The sequence below is a fragment of the Paenibacillus sp. GYB004 genome, assembly GCF_036577605.1.
GTDB classification, from domain to species: Bacteria; Bacillota; Bacilli; order Paenibacillales; family NBRC-103111; genus Paenibacillus_AB; species Paenibacillus_AB oceani.
In genome coordinates, this window is sequence record NZ_JARBDB010000052.1 from 209,764 (window position 1) to 226,019 (window position 16,256).

At 55.7% G+C, this 16,256-nt stretch carries 15 protein-coding genes; 12 read left to right on the plus strand and 3 right to left on the minus strand.

The window, feature by feature from the left end; all coding sequences use genetic code 11:
- The first annotated feature begins 13 nt into the window (after window positions 1-13).
- Together PV433_RS22415 and PV433_RS22420 are read left to right on the plus strand one after the other, a co-directional pair.
- Entirely contained in the window at window positions 14-766 is a 753-nt protein-coding gene (locus PV433_RS22415; RefSeq protein ID WP_332074271.1) for an SDR family NAD(P)-dependent oxidoreductase, read from the plus strand.
- Window positions 767-882: 116 nt separating this feature from the next.
- The gene (locus PV433_RS22420) at window positions 883-1,962 is read left to right on the plus strand and encodes a Gfo/Idh/MocA family protein (protein ID WP_332074272.1); all 1,080 of its coding nucleotides are present in this window, start codon (window positions 883-885) and stop codon (window positions 1,960-1,962) included.
- A 116-nt stretch (window positions 1,963-2,078) separates the two neighbouring features.
- Here the strand turns inward: PV433_RS22420 and PV433_RS22425 are convergent, their stop codons facing one another.
- A complete protein-coding gene (locus PV433_RS22425; protein ID WP_332074273.1) occupies window positions 2,079-2,747 on the minus strand; it encodes a TetR/AcrR family transcriptional regulator in 669 nt (222 codons plus the stop codon).
- Window positions 2,748-2,927: 180 nt separating this feature from the next.
- Between PV433_RS22425 and PV433_RS22430 the strand changes: the two genes are divergently transcribed.
- Window positions 2,928-3,686 carry an SDR family NAD(P)-dependent oxidoreductase gene (locus PV433_RS22430; protein ID WP_332074274.1) on the plus strand — a complete coding sequence of 253 codons (759 nt, stop codon included), beginning with the start codon at window positions 2,928-2,930 and terminating at the stop codon, window positions 3,684-3,686.
- A gap of 103 nt (window positions 3,687-3,789) precedes the next feature.
- The gene (locus PV433_RS22435; protein WP_332074275.1) at window positions 3,790-4,542 is read left to right on the plus strand and encodes an SDR family NAD(P)-dependent oxidoreductase; all 753 of its coding nucleotides are present in this window, start codon (window positions 3,790-3,792) and stop codon (window positions 4,540-4,542) included.
- Window positions 4,543-5,318: 776 nt separating this feature from the next.
- On the opposite strand, the gene PV433_RS22440 is transcribed toward PV433_RS22435, so the two are convergent.
- Together PV433_RS22440 and PV433_RS22445 are read right to left on the minus strand one after the other, a co-directional pair.
- Complete coding sequence (locus PV433_RS22440; RefSeq protein WP_332074276.1) at window positions 5,319-5,975, minus strand: SOS response-associated peptidase family protein; 657 nt, start codon at window positions 5,973-5,975, stop codon at window positions 5,319-5,321.
- Window positions 5,976-6,188: 213 nt separating this feature from the next.
- Entirely contained in the window at window positions 6,189-6,695 is a 507-nt protein-coding gene (locus tag PV433_RS22445) for a metal-dependent hydrolase (protein ID WP_332074277.1), read from the minus strand.
- A gap of 247 nt (window positions 6,696-6,942) precedes the next feature.
- On the opposite strand from PV433_RS22445, the gene PV433_RS22450 reads away from it, so the two are divergent.
- The 8 genes from PV433_RS22450 to PV433_RS22485 all read left to right on the plus strand — a co-directional run bounded on the left by PV433_RS22450 (window position 6,943) and on the right by PV433_RS22485 (window position 16,255).
- Complete coding sequence (locus PV433_RS22450; protein WP_332074278.1) at window positions 6,943-8,628, plus strand: spore germination protein; 1,686 nt, start codon at window positions 6,943-6,945, stop codon at window positions 8,626-8,628.
- Window positions 8,573-9,742, plus strand: a complete 1,170-nt coding sequence (locus tag PV433_RS22455; protein WP_332074279.1) for a GerAB/ArcD/ProY family transporter — start codon at window positions 8,573-8,575, stop codon at window positions 9,740-9,742. The genes PV433_RS22450 and PV433_RS22455 overlap by 56 nt, the downstream gene beginning before the upstream one ends.
- A complete protein-coding gene (locus PV433_RS22460; protein ID WP_332074280.1) occupies window positions 9,669-10,952 on the plus strand; it encodes a Ger(x)C family spore germination protein in 1,284 nt (427 codons plus the stop codon). Before PV433_RS22455 ends, PV433_RS22460 begins: the two co-directional genes overlap by 74 nt.
- A gap of 144 nt (window positions 10,953-11,096) precedes the next feature.
- A complete protein-coding gene (locus tag PV433_RS22465) occupies window positions 11,097-11,312 on the plus strand; it encodes a CLC_0170 family protein (protein WP_332074281.1) in 216 nt (71 codons plus the stop codon).
- Between the two features lie 371 nt (window positions 11,313-11,683).
- Window positions 11,684-12,616 (plus strand): manganese-dependent inorganic pyrophosphatase, encoded by a 933-nt coding sequence (locus tag PV433_RS22470; protein ID WP_190929579.1) that lies wholly within the window; start codon window positions 11,684-11,686, stop codon window positions 12,614-12,616.
- 165 nt (window positions 12,617-12,781) lie between these two features.
- Window positions 12,782-13,531, plus strand: a complete 750-nt coding sequence (locus tag PV433_RS22475; RefSeq protein WP_332074282.1) for an SGNH/GDSL hydrolase family protein — start codon at window positions 12,782-12,784, stop codon at window positions 13,529-13,531.
- 296 nt (window positions 13,532-13,827) lie between these two features.
- Window positions 13,828-14,064, plus strand: a complete 237-nt coding sequence (locus PV433_RS22480; protein WP_332074283.1) for a hypothetical protein — start codon at window positions 13,828-13,830, stop codon at window positions 14,062-14,064.
- A gap of 121 nt (window positions 14,065-14,185) precedes the next feature.
- On the plus strand, window positions 14,186-16,255 hold the full coding sequence (locus tag PV433_RS22485; RefSeq protein ID WP_332074284.1) for a bifunctional aldolase/short-chain dehydrogenase: 2,070 nt from the start codon (window positions 14,186-14,188) through the stop codon (window positions 16,253-16,255).
- The last annotated feature ends 1 nt before the right edge of the window (window position 16,256 follow it).

Here is a 16,256-nt window from a genome sequence, read left to right on the forward strand (position 1 = left end):
GGAGGACGTGCAGATGAACAGATTTAACGGAAAAGTCGTGCTGATCACCGGAGCCGGCCGAGGCATCGGCAGAGCTGTAGCGGAGAGGTTCGCGGATGAAGGAGCGTCGCTTGCGCTGTTGTCCAATGTGGAGGCCGACTTGAACGAGGCGGCTTCGGAGCTTGCTGCAAAAGGCACGATCGTCCAAAGCCTCGTGGTCGACGTATCGGACGCGGAGCAGGTCGAGCGAGCGGTGAGCGCGGTGGCCGAACGTTTCGGACGGATCGATGTGCTGGTGAACAATGCCGGTATCGCCTGGGAGGAGCCGGTACTTGAGATCAAGCCGGACAACTGGAAGAAAATAATCGATGTCAACCTGAACGGCATGTTCTGGGTAGCCCAGAGTGTGGCCAAGCGGATGGCGGCGCAAGGCGGAGGCGTCATTCTGAATATGGCGTCCACCAACGGGCTGGTCGGCGAAGCGAATTACGCTCATTATAACGCCTCGAAGGGCGGAGTCGTCCTGCTGACAAAAACGATGGCGCTGGAGCTTGGAGCCAGTGGAATTCGCGTGAACGCTGTATGCCCGGGTTATATTCAAACCCCGATGTCGGCCGCGATCGACAGTCCGGAATTTATCGAAAACTATATTAAAACGAAAATTCCGCTCGGGCGGGTAGGCAAACCGGAAGATATATCCGGCGTGTTCGCTTTCCTCGCCTCGGATGATGCTGCTTTCATTACAGGGGAAACGATCGTCGTAGACGGCGGCCAGCTCGCATTTTGAAGAAAACGCGCCGCTTGCGCTTGCATTTTGCGCCTGGATCGGCGGAGGAAGCTGCTTGCCGGACAGACGAGGCGGCACCCGGGGCCGTACGGCCGCATATAGGGAGGTAAGCTCGAATGAGTAAAGTATGGAAAATGGGCCTCGTCGGACTGGGAGGCTCCCGGCGTTCTGCGGCTTACATGCATCATCCGCAAATCCGGGTGACGGCGGTATGCGATACCGACAGCGGGTTGCTAGAACGCGCAGGCAACGAGCTGGGCGTTGCCGAAGCGGGACGTTTCGATTCGTTTGACCGGATGCTCGAATCTGATGTGGATATCGTCATGATCGGCACGCCGGTGCCGGTTCATGCGGCTCAGACGATTGCCGCGCTCGAGGCGGGCAAGCATGTGCTGTGCGAAGTGACGGCTGCGTCAACCGTCGAGGATTGCTTCCGGATCGTCGAGACGGTAAAGCGTACGGGACGGACGTATATGATGGCCGAAAATACGATTTATTTCCATTTTATGCAAACGTGGAAAAAATGGGTGCGTGAAGGACTGTTCGGTACGATTTTTCATGCCGAGGGCGAATACGTGCACGAAATCCGCGACCGGATCATCGATCCGGCGACCGGTCAGGTGTACTGGCGCGACCGGAGGCCGCCGCTTCATTATTGTTCGCATTCACTGGGACCGCTGCTGGAGATGATGAACGACCGGATTGTGCGCGCAACCGGTTCGGGAACGTCCAAGACCGTATTGCCCGCCGGCGGCGTCGGCTGTACCGATATGCAGGTGGCGCTGTTCGAGACCGCACGGGGCGCTACGATCAAGCTGCTGCGCAGCTCGGTCGCTCCGCGCAAGCCGGCGACGGGACATTTTGCGCTGTACGGATCGAAGGGCCAGATCGAGAACGGACGTCTCGGCTACGGCAGCGACGGCTGGATCTATGTCGAGGATCACCCGGAATATGGGGAGACCGCTCAGCCGCTGCGCTGCGAGATCAGCGATCCGAACGCGCCTGAGGAAGCGACGAAGGGCGGCCACGGGACTTCGGAGTATTACTTGATCCGCGATTTTATCGAAGCGCTGGAGAACGGAACGCCTCCCCGCATCGACGTCTACAAAGCGATGGAATATACGCTGCCCGGCTTAATCGCCCAGCAGGCTGTGGAGCGGGGCGGCGTATGGCTGGATGTGCCGCAGGTTCGCTGAACGGATAGCTAAAAAATAATAAACCTCCGAGTCCGTTACTCGAAAGTTACTCGAAAACGGCTTCGGAGGTTTATTCGTGCTTGCGACATACGTACCGAATGTACAGCAGCGCTGGTTTAGCTGCGATCAGCGACGGGCGCTTTCAAATAATCGAGAAAAATCCGCTTCAGCAATAAAAGCTGCGTTTCGGGAGGCAGGTCCGATTCGAGCATGATGATGTTTTTCTGCAAACTTAGCTTCTTGGAGAAAATGCCCATCGTATTCGCAATCGTCGACAACGTCTCCCGAACCGGAATATCGGAGCGGATCGAACCGTCGTGAAGGCCATCTTCGATAATGGTGAAAAAAATAGCGGATACCCGGTGATGCGCCTGATTATACAAGGCGATATCTTCGAGCGGTTCGGTCGAGAGCGCCGCGTAATTTTCAAAAGCTTCCAGCATCCGCATGCTCTCTACATATTTCGGCTCTGTAAAGGAGATGAATATATCGAACAGCTTGCCGAGCTTGTCGAGACACGTTCCGGGCATATCGGCAACGGATTGGAAGACGGAGACCTGATCTTCGATCCGTTTTGCGGCGACGGCGACGATCAGCTTTTCCTTTCTCGGAAAATAACGGAATACGGTAGCGACTCCGACGTTGTCTTCCGCAGCGATATCCTGCATCGTCGCTTTCTCCAGCCCTTTGCGGATAAATACGCGTTCTGCGGCTTCCATAATGCTTAATTCCCGCTGCTTTTTGCTTTCCTGCCGTTCTTGTTCCCATCTGCTTTTGGGGTCCATACCCGCAACCGCCCCCTAGCTTGAGATATAGTCGAAGTCATGCTAGCAGACAACCAGTGCAAAGTCAATGGAAGGCTGGAAATTGTTCGATTGTATCCGGATGGGTAGAGGTGATATAATGACTATCATAGTGATAGAAATCATATCACGAATCAAGCATTGCGAGAGGGGAGAATCAGAATGACAAATTCGAATCAAATCGCATTGATTACAGGTGCAGGCAGCGGGATCGGCCGGGCCAGCGCTATAAAGCTAGCCGCAAGCGGGGCGAAGGTCGTACTGGTCGATTATAACGCCGAGTCCGGCGAGGAGACGCTCCGGCTGATTCGGGAGCAAGGCGGGGAAGGGATATTCGTACAGGCCAACGTTGCGGTCAGCGAGGATGTGCAGCGATATGTGAATACAGCAGTGGACACTTACGGACGTATCGACGTTTTCTTTAATAATGCGGGAATTATCCAGAAGTTCTCCATGCTTAGCGATATCGAGGAATCCGAATTCGACCGTGTCATGGCTGTTAATGTGAAGGGCGTTTTCCTCGGCCTGAAATATGTGCTGAAAGTGATGGAACGCCAAGGCAGCGGCAGCATCATTAATACGGCGTCTACGGCCGGGATTCGCAGCGAGCACAGCGTCGCGGCTTATTCGGCCAGCAAGCATGCGGTTGTCGGACTGACCAAATCGGCGGCGCTCGAATATGTCAAAAAAGGCATCCGCGTCAATGCAATCTGTCCGGGAGGCGTGCAAACGGCGCTGACGGCCAGCGTGCCGAAAATGCTCGAGCAGTCGGGCTACGTTCCGGAGGAAGTGTCCAACATGAGAATGGGACGTTACGCCCAGCCGGAGGAGATGGCGGAAGCGGTCGCCTTCCTGGCGTCGGACAAGGCCAGCTATATGACCGGTTCGATCGTGACGATTGACGGCGGACTTACTTTGTAAGAACGAAGAACGGTTTTGGCTGTAAAAAAGGAACGTCTCGGGCGAAGGACGCCCAGGCAATCGGATCTAAGACTACACACGATACCCAGGGAGGTCATCCGTTATGGGAAGATTACAAGGGAAAGTAGCGTTGATTACAGGTGCAGGCGGCGGTATGGGAAAAGCGGACGCGCTCTTGTTCGCCAAAGAAGGGGCCAAGGTCGCCATCTCGGATATCCAGGAAGACAAAATTCAGCAAGTGGTGGCCGAGATTAAGCAAAACGGCGGGGAAGCGATCGGATTCCGGCAAGATGTATCTAAGGAGGAAGAGTGGGTTCGCATTGTCGGCGAAACCGTCAAGCAGTTCGGCAAAATCGATATTCTGGTTAATAACGCCGGCATATCCGGGGCGACTCCGCTGCTCGACATGACGGTGGAAGAGTGGAACCGGATTATGAATATCAATTTGACGGGAACGTTTCTGGGGCAAAAACACGTCATTCCTCACATGATTCAAAGCGGCGGCGGTTCAATCATCAACATCTCCTCGATCGCAGGCTTAACCGGAGGAAGCGGAGCCGGCGCTTATACGGCGAGCAAAGGGGCCGTCCGTCTGCTGACGAAGGCGACTGCGATCGATTACGCCAAGTTTAATATCCGAGCCAACTCGATTCACCCAGGATATATCGCTACGCCGATGACTGTGGACTTGATGGCCGACGAGAAAATGAAACAATGGTTCCAGGCCCAGACTCCGCTGCCCCGTCTCGGAGCTCCGGAAGATATTGCGGCGGGTGCGCTGTTCCTCGCTTCGGACGAGTCTTCGTATATTACCGGCATCGAGCTTCCGATCGACGGCGGTTATTCCGCACAATAAGGGATCGGCAGATAGCTGATCCGGACAAGATGCGGATACGAAATCGTACTAAAGCGGAGAAGGGGGGAAGAAAGCCCCGGACCCAAATAGGAGCGGTTTGTACACGGTTTGTACCTGTTATTTGTCCAATAGCTTGCTCGGATGGGGGAAGCGGTTTGGATCTGCTAAAAACCGGGAAAAGGGTATACCTGCCCTTAGTGGGCTGAAATCGGGAATCCCTTGATTGAATAAGGATTGCAAGGTAGGGGATTCCAGACAAAACTCGCCAGAAGGTAATCTTTTCCCTTTCCACTCGGTTGTCCACATTGAATCGGCAGCCTCACAAACCGCCTCTATACGTCGCTATCGTCCCCAAATGCCGAAAATAGGGAGGGTGCCAAAAACCCTTATTATGTTAGTATACTCAGGTTCGATGACTAACGAATCGGATCGTGCTTATGGCTGAAAAACGACGTTATTCCAGACGTAACGAATCCAGGGATCGTTATCGAAACGAAAGTAGAAAAAAACAATCCGATTTGCGGAAATAACCATACATGAGTTCGTTACACATTCAAACGTCCGCATTCGGCTCTGATAACGAGTGTCGGGTTCGTTAGCCATACCACCCCATGAAGACAACACGACTGAGGGCGAGCGGCTGGAGCGAGCGAAGGTACCTATTCGCTTCCCACATACAGACGTGTGGGCTTGCACGTCAAAAGACCGTCCGGACACTTATACCGGACGGTTTTTCCTAATAGCAAAGCGGAACGTGCAGCGAATCCCCCAGTCCCTCAAAGTACCGGCTGTACCGGATATCCGGCGGGTTCCTCTTCGGCTTCGCGGCTTGCAGGCGTTTCGGGAGATCGTCCGGCCGTTTCCGGCTGAATCGCTGCGATGTCCTCGACCATCTCCACCAAATCGCCTTTAGCCAAAAATTCGGTAGAGAGCCATGCGTCCATCTGAGCGGGACTGAGCAGCATCGGCACCGGTCCGTCCTGGCCGGCGGATCTCGCCGGGACGGATAAGATCGTACACGTCCGGAGCACCTCGCCGTACGGATTTTTGTACAGGTCGTATACGCCGGCGATGGCCAGCAGGCGTCCCTTATGGAGCAGGCGGCGCTCCTGCTTGCGGCCGCGTTGTCCGGGGGTCACGCTGTAATAGGAGCTGCAAGGAATGATGCAGCGTTGTCTTTTCAGCATATAATCGAACGATTTATTCGTCAGAACGGAACGGGTATCGGCCTGAACGGACGCTTTGGCCCAATAAGGCATCAACCCCCAGCGGCACTCGTCCAGCAAACGTTCGGACTGCTTTCCGAATATCGCGGCAACAAGCCCGGTGGGCGCGATCTCGCTATTTCGTTCATGAAAGGCGAGCACCTGTGTAACGTTGAACCGGTCGGTTAATTCGTGCATATCCGTTTGCAGGACGAGGCGGTAGCTCATCGGGAAAGTCTCCTTATCGGCGCGATTGTCAAGTATTACTATGCACCGATATTTCCAAATCTATCCCGAACATTCATGAAGCGAGAATCGGCCCCTATGCTGCCGGATTCGGCCGGATATCATCGCCCGGGCGGTCCGGCAGCGGCCCTCTTTCTTCGGACGACGCGTCCGGAGCGGTGGAGGGCGACAAGCTCCGGCGTTTTTCACTAAGCCTTAGCCTAGCAGTCCGAACCGGATCGTCGACAGCGGAATCCACAAGCTGACGGCAAGCAGCATCCAGCGGATGACCGTTTCTCCGGTAGATCCGGTATCGATCGCCAGCCATTTCGGCAGGAGACGAATTTTGCCTTTAATCGGCCAAAACAGCTGGACCCCGTTATCGTTCAGCAAATCGATCAGCGGATGGGAAGCGTAGGCGGCCAGAAAAACGAGGTAATACAAATCGGGCAAGGGGGCCGCGACGAACGACAAGACGGCGATACATAAGATCGAATGGGTCAGCGTCCGGTGCTTCACGTTAATCAGCTTAAGCAGCGCCGACAGCGGGAACAACACCTTGGCCATCGTCGAGCCCTGCTTATCCACGTCGGCCAAAGTTCCGACCAAGCAGCCGAGCAGCACAGCCCCCGCAGCCTCCCAGGACAAAAACGGCACGTCCCGGTAGACGAGTACGATTTCAGCAGCGACGAGTCCGGCGGCGCTGTGCGTTTTTTGCAGCAAAACAATTCTCCTCTCCGACTTTTCCTCCAGACAAAGACGGCTGTCCGGAAACGAACGATATAGGTTTCGAAACATTCATACGTTAACGGTACGCAGATGTTTCTTTTTTCGACATCTTTTTTTGCGTTTCTTTGCCGAATCTCTCCGGCTCTCATGAATAAACTTCCAGAGCGGGTCGCCATACTAACAGGGATATGGAGCTTTTTCGATCTTGTTCGTCTATCATCCGCAGAACGGAGGTGTTCGGGTGTTCCGGTTTCCCTGGCAAAAGCCGAAACGGCGTCAAAGCAAATATGCGGCCCCGTATGGGCAAACCCGTCCCCAAGAGCCGAACCGGTCTCCGGTTACGAAACGGATCGAGCATACGATCGGTTATTTGGAGCAGCGTCTCGGGCAAAGCGACGACTTCGTCATTCGCACGTTCCATGTGATGGGGGATACGCCCGCCGTTATTTGTTATTTTACTCATCTGACCGACGGAGCTCACAAGGAAGTACTGAAGTCGCTGATGACGATCGGCAACCGGCAGGAGACGGCCAAGCTTCGCGGCGGCAAGCTGACCCGGCAACTGATGAACGACTTCCTGTTCGCCAGCGACGGCTTTACGGTTAAAGACCGCGAAGCGGTGTCGGAAGAGCTGCTTGGCGGAAGTACGATCGTTCATGTGGAAGGCTCGGATGAAATCTGCGTATTCGGTACGCGCAATATCGAGAAGCGAGCGATCGACCAGCCCGAGACGGAGCAGGTCATCCGCGGTCCGAGGGAAGGCTTCATCGAGCCGATCTCGACCAATCTGTCGCTGATCCGCTACCGGCTTCAATCGCCCGATCTGCGGATCAAGACGCTGAAGCTGGGCAAGCGGACCCGCTCTACCGTGGCGGTATGTTACATGGACGGCATAACGAACCGAAAGCTGCTGGATGAAGTGATGCACCGGCTGTCGCTGATCGACATAGACGGGATTTTGGATTCCGGGTATTTGGAGCAATTGATCGAAGACAACCACTATTCGCCGTTTCCCCAAGTGCAGTTGACGGAACGTCCTGACAAGGCGGTGGCGAATTTGTTGGAGGGGCGCGTCATCTTGATCGTCGACGGATCGCCGATGGCGTTGATCGTGCCGACCGTGTTCACCCAATTTTACCAGACGAGCGAAGACTATGCGGAACGATTTCTGCTGGTCAGCTTCATCCGGCTTGCCCGGCTGCTTGCGCTGCTGTTCTCGCTTGTTTTTCCTTCCTTGTACGTGGCGATTATTTCGTTTAACCCGGAGCTCATCCCGACGGAGTTCGCCGTTGCCGTCGCAGGCGGAAGGGCGGGCGTTCCTTTTCCGGCCGTCGTTGAAGTGCTGATTATGGAAATATCGATGGAGGTGCTTCGCGAAGCGACGATCCGGCTGCCGCAGCAGGTAGGCGGCGCACTGTCGATCGTAGGCGTGCTCGTCGTCGGCCAGGCCGCGGTAGCAGCCGGCTTCGTCAGCCCGATCACGGTCGTCGTCATCGCATTAACGACGATCGGCTCTTTCGCCACGCCGGCTTACAATGCCGCGCTCGCCTTAAGGCTGTTAAGATTCCCAATCATTATCGCTTCCGGCATGTTCGGGCTGTATGGCGTCATGGTCGGGCTGATCTTTATCGCCAATCATATGTTGTCGCTGAAATCGTTCGGCGTGCCGTACCTCAGCCCGATCGTCCCGGGCGACTATGAAGGGATGAAGGATTCCTTGTTCCGGGCGCCGCTCTGGTGGATGAAGCGGCGTCCCGCCATGCTGCAGCCGGGCGATGATACAAGACTGTCGGAGAAACGGATGCACGAGCTGGAACATTCGAAGCACAACGTGCTCGATCCGCTTCCCGTAAACGAATCGGGGGAAGGTCATGAAGGACAATCCGCGTCAAATCACGGAGATCCAAGCGGCGATCATCGTTATTAGCACGATCATCGGGGTCGGGGTGCTGCCGCTTCCGCTGTTCGCTTCCCGGGCTGGCGGAACGGGCGGGCCGATGGTGACGGCTGCTGCAGTTGTGACGGCTCTGGTAAGCTTGCTGCTGATTACGAAGCTCGGTCAGCGGTTTCCGAAACAGACCATCGTCCAATACAGCGAAGAGCTGATCGGCAAGTGGCCCGCCCGGCTCGGGACCGTGTGCATTATCGTTTTTTTCGGCGTGCTGACGGCGATGACCGCCCGCGAATTCGGCGAAGTGGTCATTACGTCCGTACTTAAGAAGACACCGCTGGATGTGACGGTCATCGTCATGCTGCTGCTCGCCGCGTTGTCGACCCGCAACAGTTTGGCCACGTTCGCTTACATCCATCAGTTTTACTTTCCGCTCATTTTGTTTCCGGCGATGGTCATCATCGCGCTGTCGCTCAAAAACGCCAACCTGCTGTATCTGCAGCCGATATGGGGGGAAAGTACGGCAGGGATGCTGCACGGAATTTTGATCATCGCGGCGCTGTTTCAAGGCTCGTTCGTCATGACGCTGGTTATTCCGGCGATGCGCTCACCGGGCAAGGCGATGCGGGCTTCCGTCTGGGGAATCGCGATTTCGGGCGGTTTGTACCTGCTGATCGTGATCGCCACCTTGGCCGTCTTCGGCCCGGAGGAGACGAATAAGCTGCTGTGGCCTACGCTGGAGCTGGCCAAGGTGACTTCGCTTCCCGCCAATATTTTGGAAAGGCTTGACGCCGCATTTCTGGCGATCTGGGTGACGGCCGTGTTCACGACCTTACTGTCCGCCCACTACTTTACGATTCATGCGCTTAGCCAGCTGTTCCGCCTGAACGATCACAAGCTGTTCTCGATGATGCTGCTGCCGTATGTGTTCGTGATGGCCATGTATCCGAAAAATGTGCTCCAAATGTACGAAATTATCAGTATAGTCGGGCGGATTGGACTCGTACTGACGTTCGTCTACCCGCTTTTTCTGCTGCTCGTGGCGATTTTTCGCAAAAAAGGAGGTGGCAAAACCGATGACCGCAACCGGACGACGGACCGAAAAGGAGCCGAACCAACCCCGTCCGTCTCTTCCCAGCCGGTTAAGTAGAGCTGTTCTTCGCGCAGCCGCGGCATGGATTGTCTGTTCCCTGCTCAGCGGCTGCTGGGACAGGCTGGAGATCGAGGAGCGGGCGATGGTGCTCGGAATCGGCATCGATACCGAAACGCACGAGATAAGCGGCCAAGACGAGAATATTACGCATGTCGGAGAAGCATTTCCGAAGCCCAAGACGGACCCGATCCGGTTAACCGCGCAAATCGCCGTTCCCGGCCGGATTCCGCTCGGACCGAGCGATGCCGGCGGCGGGTCGCAGCCTGGGCAGAAGCCGATCTGGGTGCTGGAAGTGGTCGGGCATACGATGGACGATGCGATCATGAATTTGCAGCAGAAGATGGCGGACCGGCTGTTCTGGGGACATCTGCGGGTGATCGTCATCTCCAAGGAGCTGGCGAAGCAGGGGCTCACCAATATTAACGAGTATTTGCGCCGCAATACGGAGGTCCGGCGGACGACGTGGATCGCCATATCGGAAGGGAAAGCAAGCGATCTGATGGGACTCACTCCCCAATTGGAACGGCTGCCGCCGCTTTACTTGCTGAACACGATGGAGCATGCTGTGCAGATGGGCAAACTGCCGAACATCTTCGCAGGCCGGTTCTGGTCTGCCGGTTCCTCGAAGGGGTCGGACCCGTTCCTGCCGTATATCAAGCTGCTTGAGGCGGAAAATATCGAGATTGCGGGGCTCGCCTATTTCCGCACGGATAAGCTGGTCGGAACGACCGAACCTCTGGAGATCGCCGGATTTATGGGAATCAAGGGATTGTCGCCCGGAGGTTACGGTGTAGTCGTGCATATTCCGGGTTCGGAAACGACGGTCATGTATCAGGCGACTCACCGGAAATCGCGGATGAAGGTCGAGATCCGCGACGGCAAACCGGTAATGAAATTGAGAATCCACACCGAAGGGAACTTATCCGAGAAGTCGAGCGAGCAGGTCCGGCTGGACGCCCACATTATCGAGCAGATCGAACGCCAGATTAATGAGAACGGGATGAAGGAGTACCGAAACCTGATCCGTAAAACACAGCAGCGGGGGTCCGATATATTTGGCTTCGGAGAGTATGTCAGAGCGAAAAGGCCCGGATACTGGGGCAGGGAAGTCCGCACGAAGGAACGATGGGAGGAGCTGTACAGGACGCTGGAGATCGAGCTGGAAGTGAGCAACAGCATACGCCGGGTCGGCAGCAAGACGATTTGACGGCCTGATGACTCGATAGCTAGCGGTTTTGCCGGTTTGGCTGTTGACGGTTTGTTGGCATGGCGTTGACAGCTTGACAGCGTGATGGTTTGACAGCTTGACAGCGTGATGGCTTGATGGCGTAAACGCGAAGGAGGGCGGCTCATGTTTGGCGGGAACACGTACATCGGATATTTGCATTACATCGTCATATTGTTTATCGCGAGCGGCGTCTTTATCTTGTACATGGACGCAACGGTCTATAAAGACGGGAAGATGATGAGGGAACGCAAAGCCGCTCTCATTTCCGCTTGGCTGAACTTGACGCTTGGCGTAGTCGTATTGCTGGGGAGCTGGGTGTACACGAGATTTCTCTGGTGATTGGCGCGTCGTGATTGTATCGAAAAAGTCTGCGGACGGTTCGCAGGCTTTTTTCGTTTTGGTTTCAGGGCGGATAAAGACTGAAAATAGAGGGTACCCGAACGCTTATTTTGTTTAGAACCCGCATGCATACGTTGGGGCGAGGGCAAACCTGAAGGGTAATGGGAACTTATGCTAAATTAATCTCTGTAAAAGGATAGGAATAAAATGAATTATAAGCTATAATCGAGGAGGTGCCGTTAGTTTTTTGGCGAATATAGTTGCGGCGGAACGAATTAATGGTACTATATCTAGTAGAGTTTTTTGTACTTATCGATTTTTGGGTTGGAGCAGACCCCTCCTACCAATTCACAAAACGAAGGAGCCAGACGATGGAGAAAACATTAATTTTTGGACACAAAAATCCGGATACGGACTCGATTTGTTCCGCTATCGCTTACGCTGCGCTGAAAACCGAACTGGGGCAGGCCGTAGAGGCTGTCCGGCTCGGAGACGTCAACGGCGAGACGCAATTCGCTCTCGACAAGTTCAAAGCGGAGGCGCCCCGTCTTGTCGGGACTGTAGCGAACGAGACGAAAACCGTCATTTTGGTTGACCATAACGAGCGCCAGCAAAGCGCCAGCGATATCGAACAAGTCCGTGTAGCCGAAGTGATCGACCATCACCGGATCGCGAATTTCGAGACGAGCGGCCCGCTGTATTACCGTGCCGAGCCTGTCGGCTGCACAGCGACGATTCTGAACAAATTGTATAAGGAAAACGGCGTTTCGATTCGTCCGGAGATTGCCGGCCTGATGCTGTCGGCGATTATCTCCGACTCGCTGTTGTTCAAATCGCCGACCTGCACGCAGGAAGACGTCGCGGCAGCGCGGGAGCTTGCCGCTATCGCCGGGGTGGACGCTGACAGCTACGGTCTCGAGATGCTGAAAGCCGGAGCGGACCTGGGCGACAAAACGATCGCCGAGCTCGTATCCCTCGATGCGAAAGAGTTCCAAATGGGCACGTACAAAGTCGAGATCGCGCAAGTTAACGCTGTGGACGTGAACGACGTGTTGTCCCGTCAGGCCGAGCTGGAAACGGCTCTTGAAGCGATCATCGCTTCGAAAGGGCTCGATTTGTTCCTGTTCGTCGTTACGGACATTCTCAATAACGATTCGGTAGGCGTTGCGCTTGGCCGCGCCGCGCACGCGGTTGAGAAAGCCTACAACGTGACGCTCGCGGACAACAAAGCGGAGCTCAGAGGCGTCGTATCGCGCAAATCGCAAATTGTACCGGTTCTGACCGACGTTTTCAACAAACTGTAATCGGTTTTGTTAACCGGTTCGGAACTGCCATTCGGCCTTCATGCCGGACCCGGTCTTCGTCCCGCCCTCCGGCGGGATTGAAGGCTTTTTTTGTTCTCAAATGCCCGTGAATATCGTGTGAAGATGGTGCGGAACCGCTTTTTCGGCGAATCGGATGCCTCTATAATGAGGGAAGCCGAGGGATACGTCCCCGAATACGAAAGGACGGTACATGCGATGAGCGGGAAAACGAACGATTCACTCAACTGGAGACGGAAATTGACGAACGGGGAGCCGGTAACCGTAGTTGCACTTGGAGACAGCTGGACATACGGAAGTGTGGCCGAAGGCTGGTACGAAGCCCGGGAGTCTGCCATGAATCCCGAGCTAATCCGCGGATCGTGGGTGATGCAGCTTCGCAGACGGCTGCAGCAGCTTAATCCGCAGGCCGTCGTAGTGAATTCCGGCAAGGGCGGCTGGACGGCTCCGCAAGCACTGGAGGCGTTCGATGCGCTGGTCACCCCCCACCAACCGGATCTGCTTCTGCTGAACTACGGCATTAATGACTGGAAACGTCCGATATCTCTGGAGCGGTACAGAGCCGATATGGAGCGCATTCTCGATAAAGCCGGTGAGCTGGGCAGCGCCTCTGTTTTGTGGACGAGCGGTCCGGTATCCGCGCAATCGGGCGAGACGTACGGCTGGCACAGTCCGATGAAGGACGACGGGTTCCCGGAGCCGTTCGCCCGGTTCAACGATACGCTGCGCGAACTCGCGGCGGAGCGCGGGCTTCCGCTGGCCGATGCGGAGCGCTGGATCGAAGCGGAATGGCGGGAGGGAACCGATATTTCGGGCTGGTTTTATGACTCGATTCATTTTTTGCAGATCGGCCACGACCGGATTTTCGCCTGCATTTGCGAAACGCTGGACATTTGAGGCGGAGAGAAAGCTTCGTTGATTGCCCTTTGGGCGATGGACGAGGCTTTTTTTTTGTGCGGATGCAGGAACGTTAGTTGGAAGTTCGGCCTTGTGCATCCGCTGGTTTGCGAGGGACATGAACAGCCGGTGTATGATCATGGACTCTTGACGGGAGATGTGCAGGGCCAGGAGCAGGAGTAGGGGCAGGAGCAGAAGTAGGAGCCGATATCGGTTAAGGGTGGTTTGTACCCTCCCTCTATTTGCTCCGAAAACCCGTTTGGGCACGGAACAAGAGCGGTTTGGAGCTGTTAAAATTGGCGAAACGGGTGCAGACCCGACAACGGGTTGAAATAAGGGGTGCAAACCGCTTCTATGTGTCTCCGTCTTCCCGATATGCTGAAAATAAAGGGTGCCAGCATCTCTTCTTTCTTTGCAGGCAGGCGCGTATCCGTTTACGTTTGGGAGAAAAAGCGGAACGTTCTCGACTCGCCGGTAAGCTGACGTTTACCCAGGGGATGTGCGATGCGGCAAAGGTGTCGAACAAAAAATAAAACTTTTCCCGCAAAGAATTTCCGTTTTGTTTTGAAAATAAGTATATTCAAAAATAAACAAAGATGATATAGTGAAAACAAGCATAAACAAAACAAAACAAACGCAAGGTGGAGGAGAACGATGGTACAAAGCTTGTGGGACAACACGAAAGCATCGCAGCTGCAAGAAGGGCTTGATCAGCTCGTCTACCGGTCGAATCTGATCGGGGCCGACCGTCGTGTATGCAATTGGGGAGGCGGCAATACGTCGAGCAAGACGACGGTGCGCGATTTTCGCGGCCGCGAGGTGGAAGTGATGTATGTGAAGGGCAGCGGCTCCGACCTCGCGACGATGAAGGCCGGCAATTTCACGGGGCTGCGGATGAACGACATCCGTCCGTTGTTCGAGCGGCCGGAGATGTCCGACGAGGAGATGGTCGGTTATTTGGCGCACTGCATGATCGACGCCAAACATCCGCGCGCTTCGATCGAGACGCTGCTGCACGCGTTCCTGCCGTTTAAGCATGTGGACCATACGCATCCGGATGCGATTATCAGCTTGTGCTGCGCGGATAACGGCAAGCAGGCGGCACGCGAAATATACGGCGACCGGTTCGTCTGGGTGCCGTATGTACGTCCGGGCTTTACGCTCTCCAAGATGATCGCCGAAGGCGTATTGGCCAATCCGAAGGCGGAGCTCGTGCTGATGGAGAAACACGGTCTCGTCACTTGGGGCGAAACGGCGGAAGCCTGCTACGAGAAAACGATCGCGATCATCAACGAAGCCGAGCGTTATATCGAAGCGCGCGCCGACGAGGCGAAGCTGTTCGGAGGAATGAAGCACGAGGCGCTGCCGGCCGAGGTGCGCCGCGATATCGCCGCGCAAGTGATGCCGGCTGTCCGCGGAGCGGTCAGCGATGCAAAAAAAATGATCCTCTCGTTCGACGACGGCGAGGACGTGCTGCAATTTGCGGGAAGCCGCGATTGCGCGGAGCTGTCCCAGATCGGCGCCGCATGCCCGGACCATCTCGTCCACACGAAGGTCGTGCCGCTTCTCATCGACTGGACGCCGGACCCGTCCGACGTCGAAGGCTTGAAGGCCAAACTTGCAGCAGGCATCGCCGCCTACAAGGAGCAATACGCCGCTTATTTCGAGCGCAATAAGAACGAAGGGGACGTTATGTTCGAGGCGGCTCCCCGCGTCATCCTGATTCCGGGCGTCGGCATGATCAATACCGGCAAAAGCTGGGCGATGTCGCAAATCAGCGGAGCGCTGTACCACCGCGCGATCGCGGTGATGAGAGGAGCGACGGCGCTCGGACGTTTTGTCAGTTTGAGCGAGAACGAGTCGTACAACGTGGAGTATTGGCCGCTCGAGCTGTATAAGCTGACGCTGGCTCCGCCGGAAGCCGAATTTTCCCGCAAGGTCGCGTTTATTACGGGCGGAGCCGGGGGGATCGGCAGCGAAACGGCACGCCGCCTCGTATCGGAAGGGGCGCATGTCGTCCTGGCCGACCTGAATCTGGAGGGAGCGCAGAAAGTAGCTTCCGAAATTAACGAAAAATACGGCGACAACCGGGCCCTCGCGGTTAAAATGGACGTAACGGACGAAGAGGCCGTAGCGGCGGCTTATACCGAAACCGCTCTGGCTTACGGCGGCGTGGACATCATCGTCAACAACGCGGGGCTGGCGACCTCCAGTCCGTTCGACGAGACGACGCTGAAGGAATGGAACTTGAACATCAACGTGCTCGGCACGGGATATTTCCTCGTCGCCCGCGAAGCGTTCAAGCTGATGAAAACGCAGGGACAGGGCGGCAACATGGTGTTTATCGCCTCGAAAAATGCGGTGTATGCCGGCAAAAACGCCTCCGCCTACAGCGCCGCCAAAGCGCTGGAAGCCCATCTCGCCCGCTGCATCGCAGCCGAAGGCGGAGAGTACGGCATCCGCGTCAATACGATATTACCGGACGCGATCCTGCAAGGCTCGGCGATCTGGAACTCGAACTGGCGCAACGAGCGCGCGGCCGCTTACGGCATCGAACCGGATCAGCTTGAGGAGTATTACCGGAAACGGACGACGTTGCTGGTGAACATTTTCCCGAAAGATATTGCGGAAGGCATCGCCTTCTTCGCTTCGTCCCGATCGGACAAAACGACGGGCTGCATGCTGACGATCGACGGCGGTGTGCCGGCGGCATTTACTCGATAAA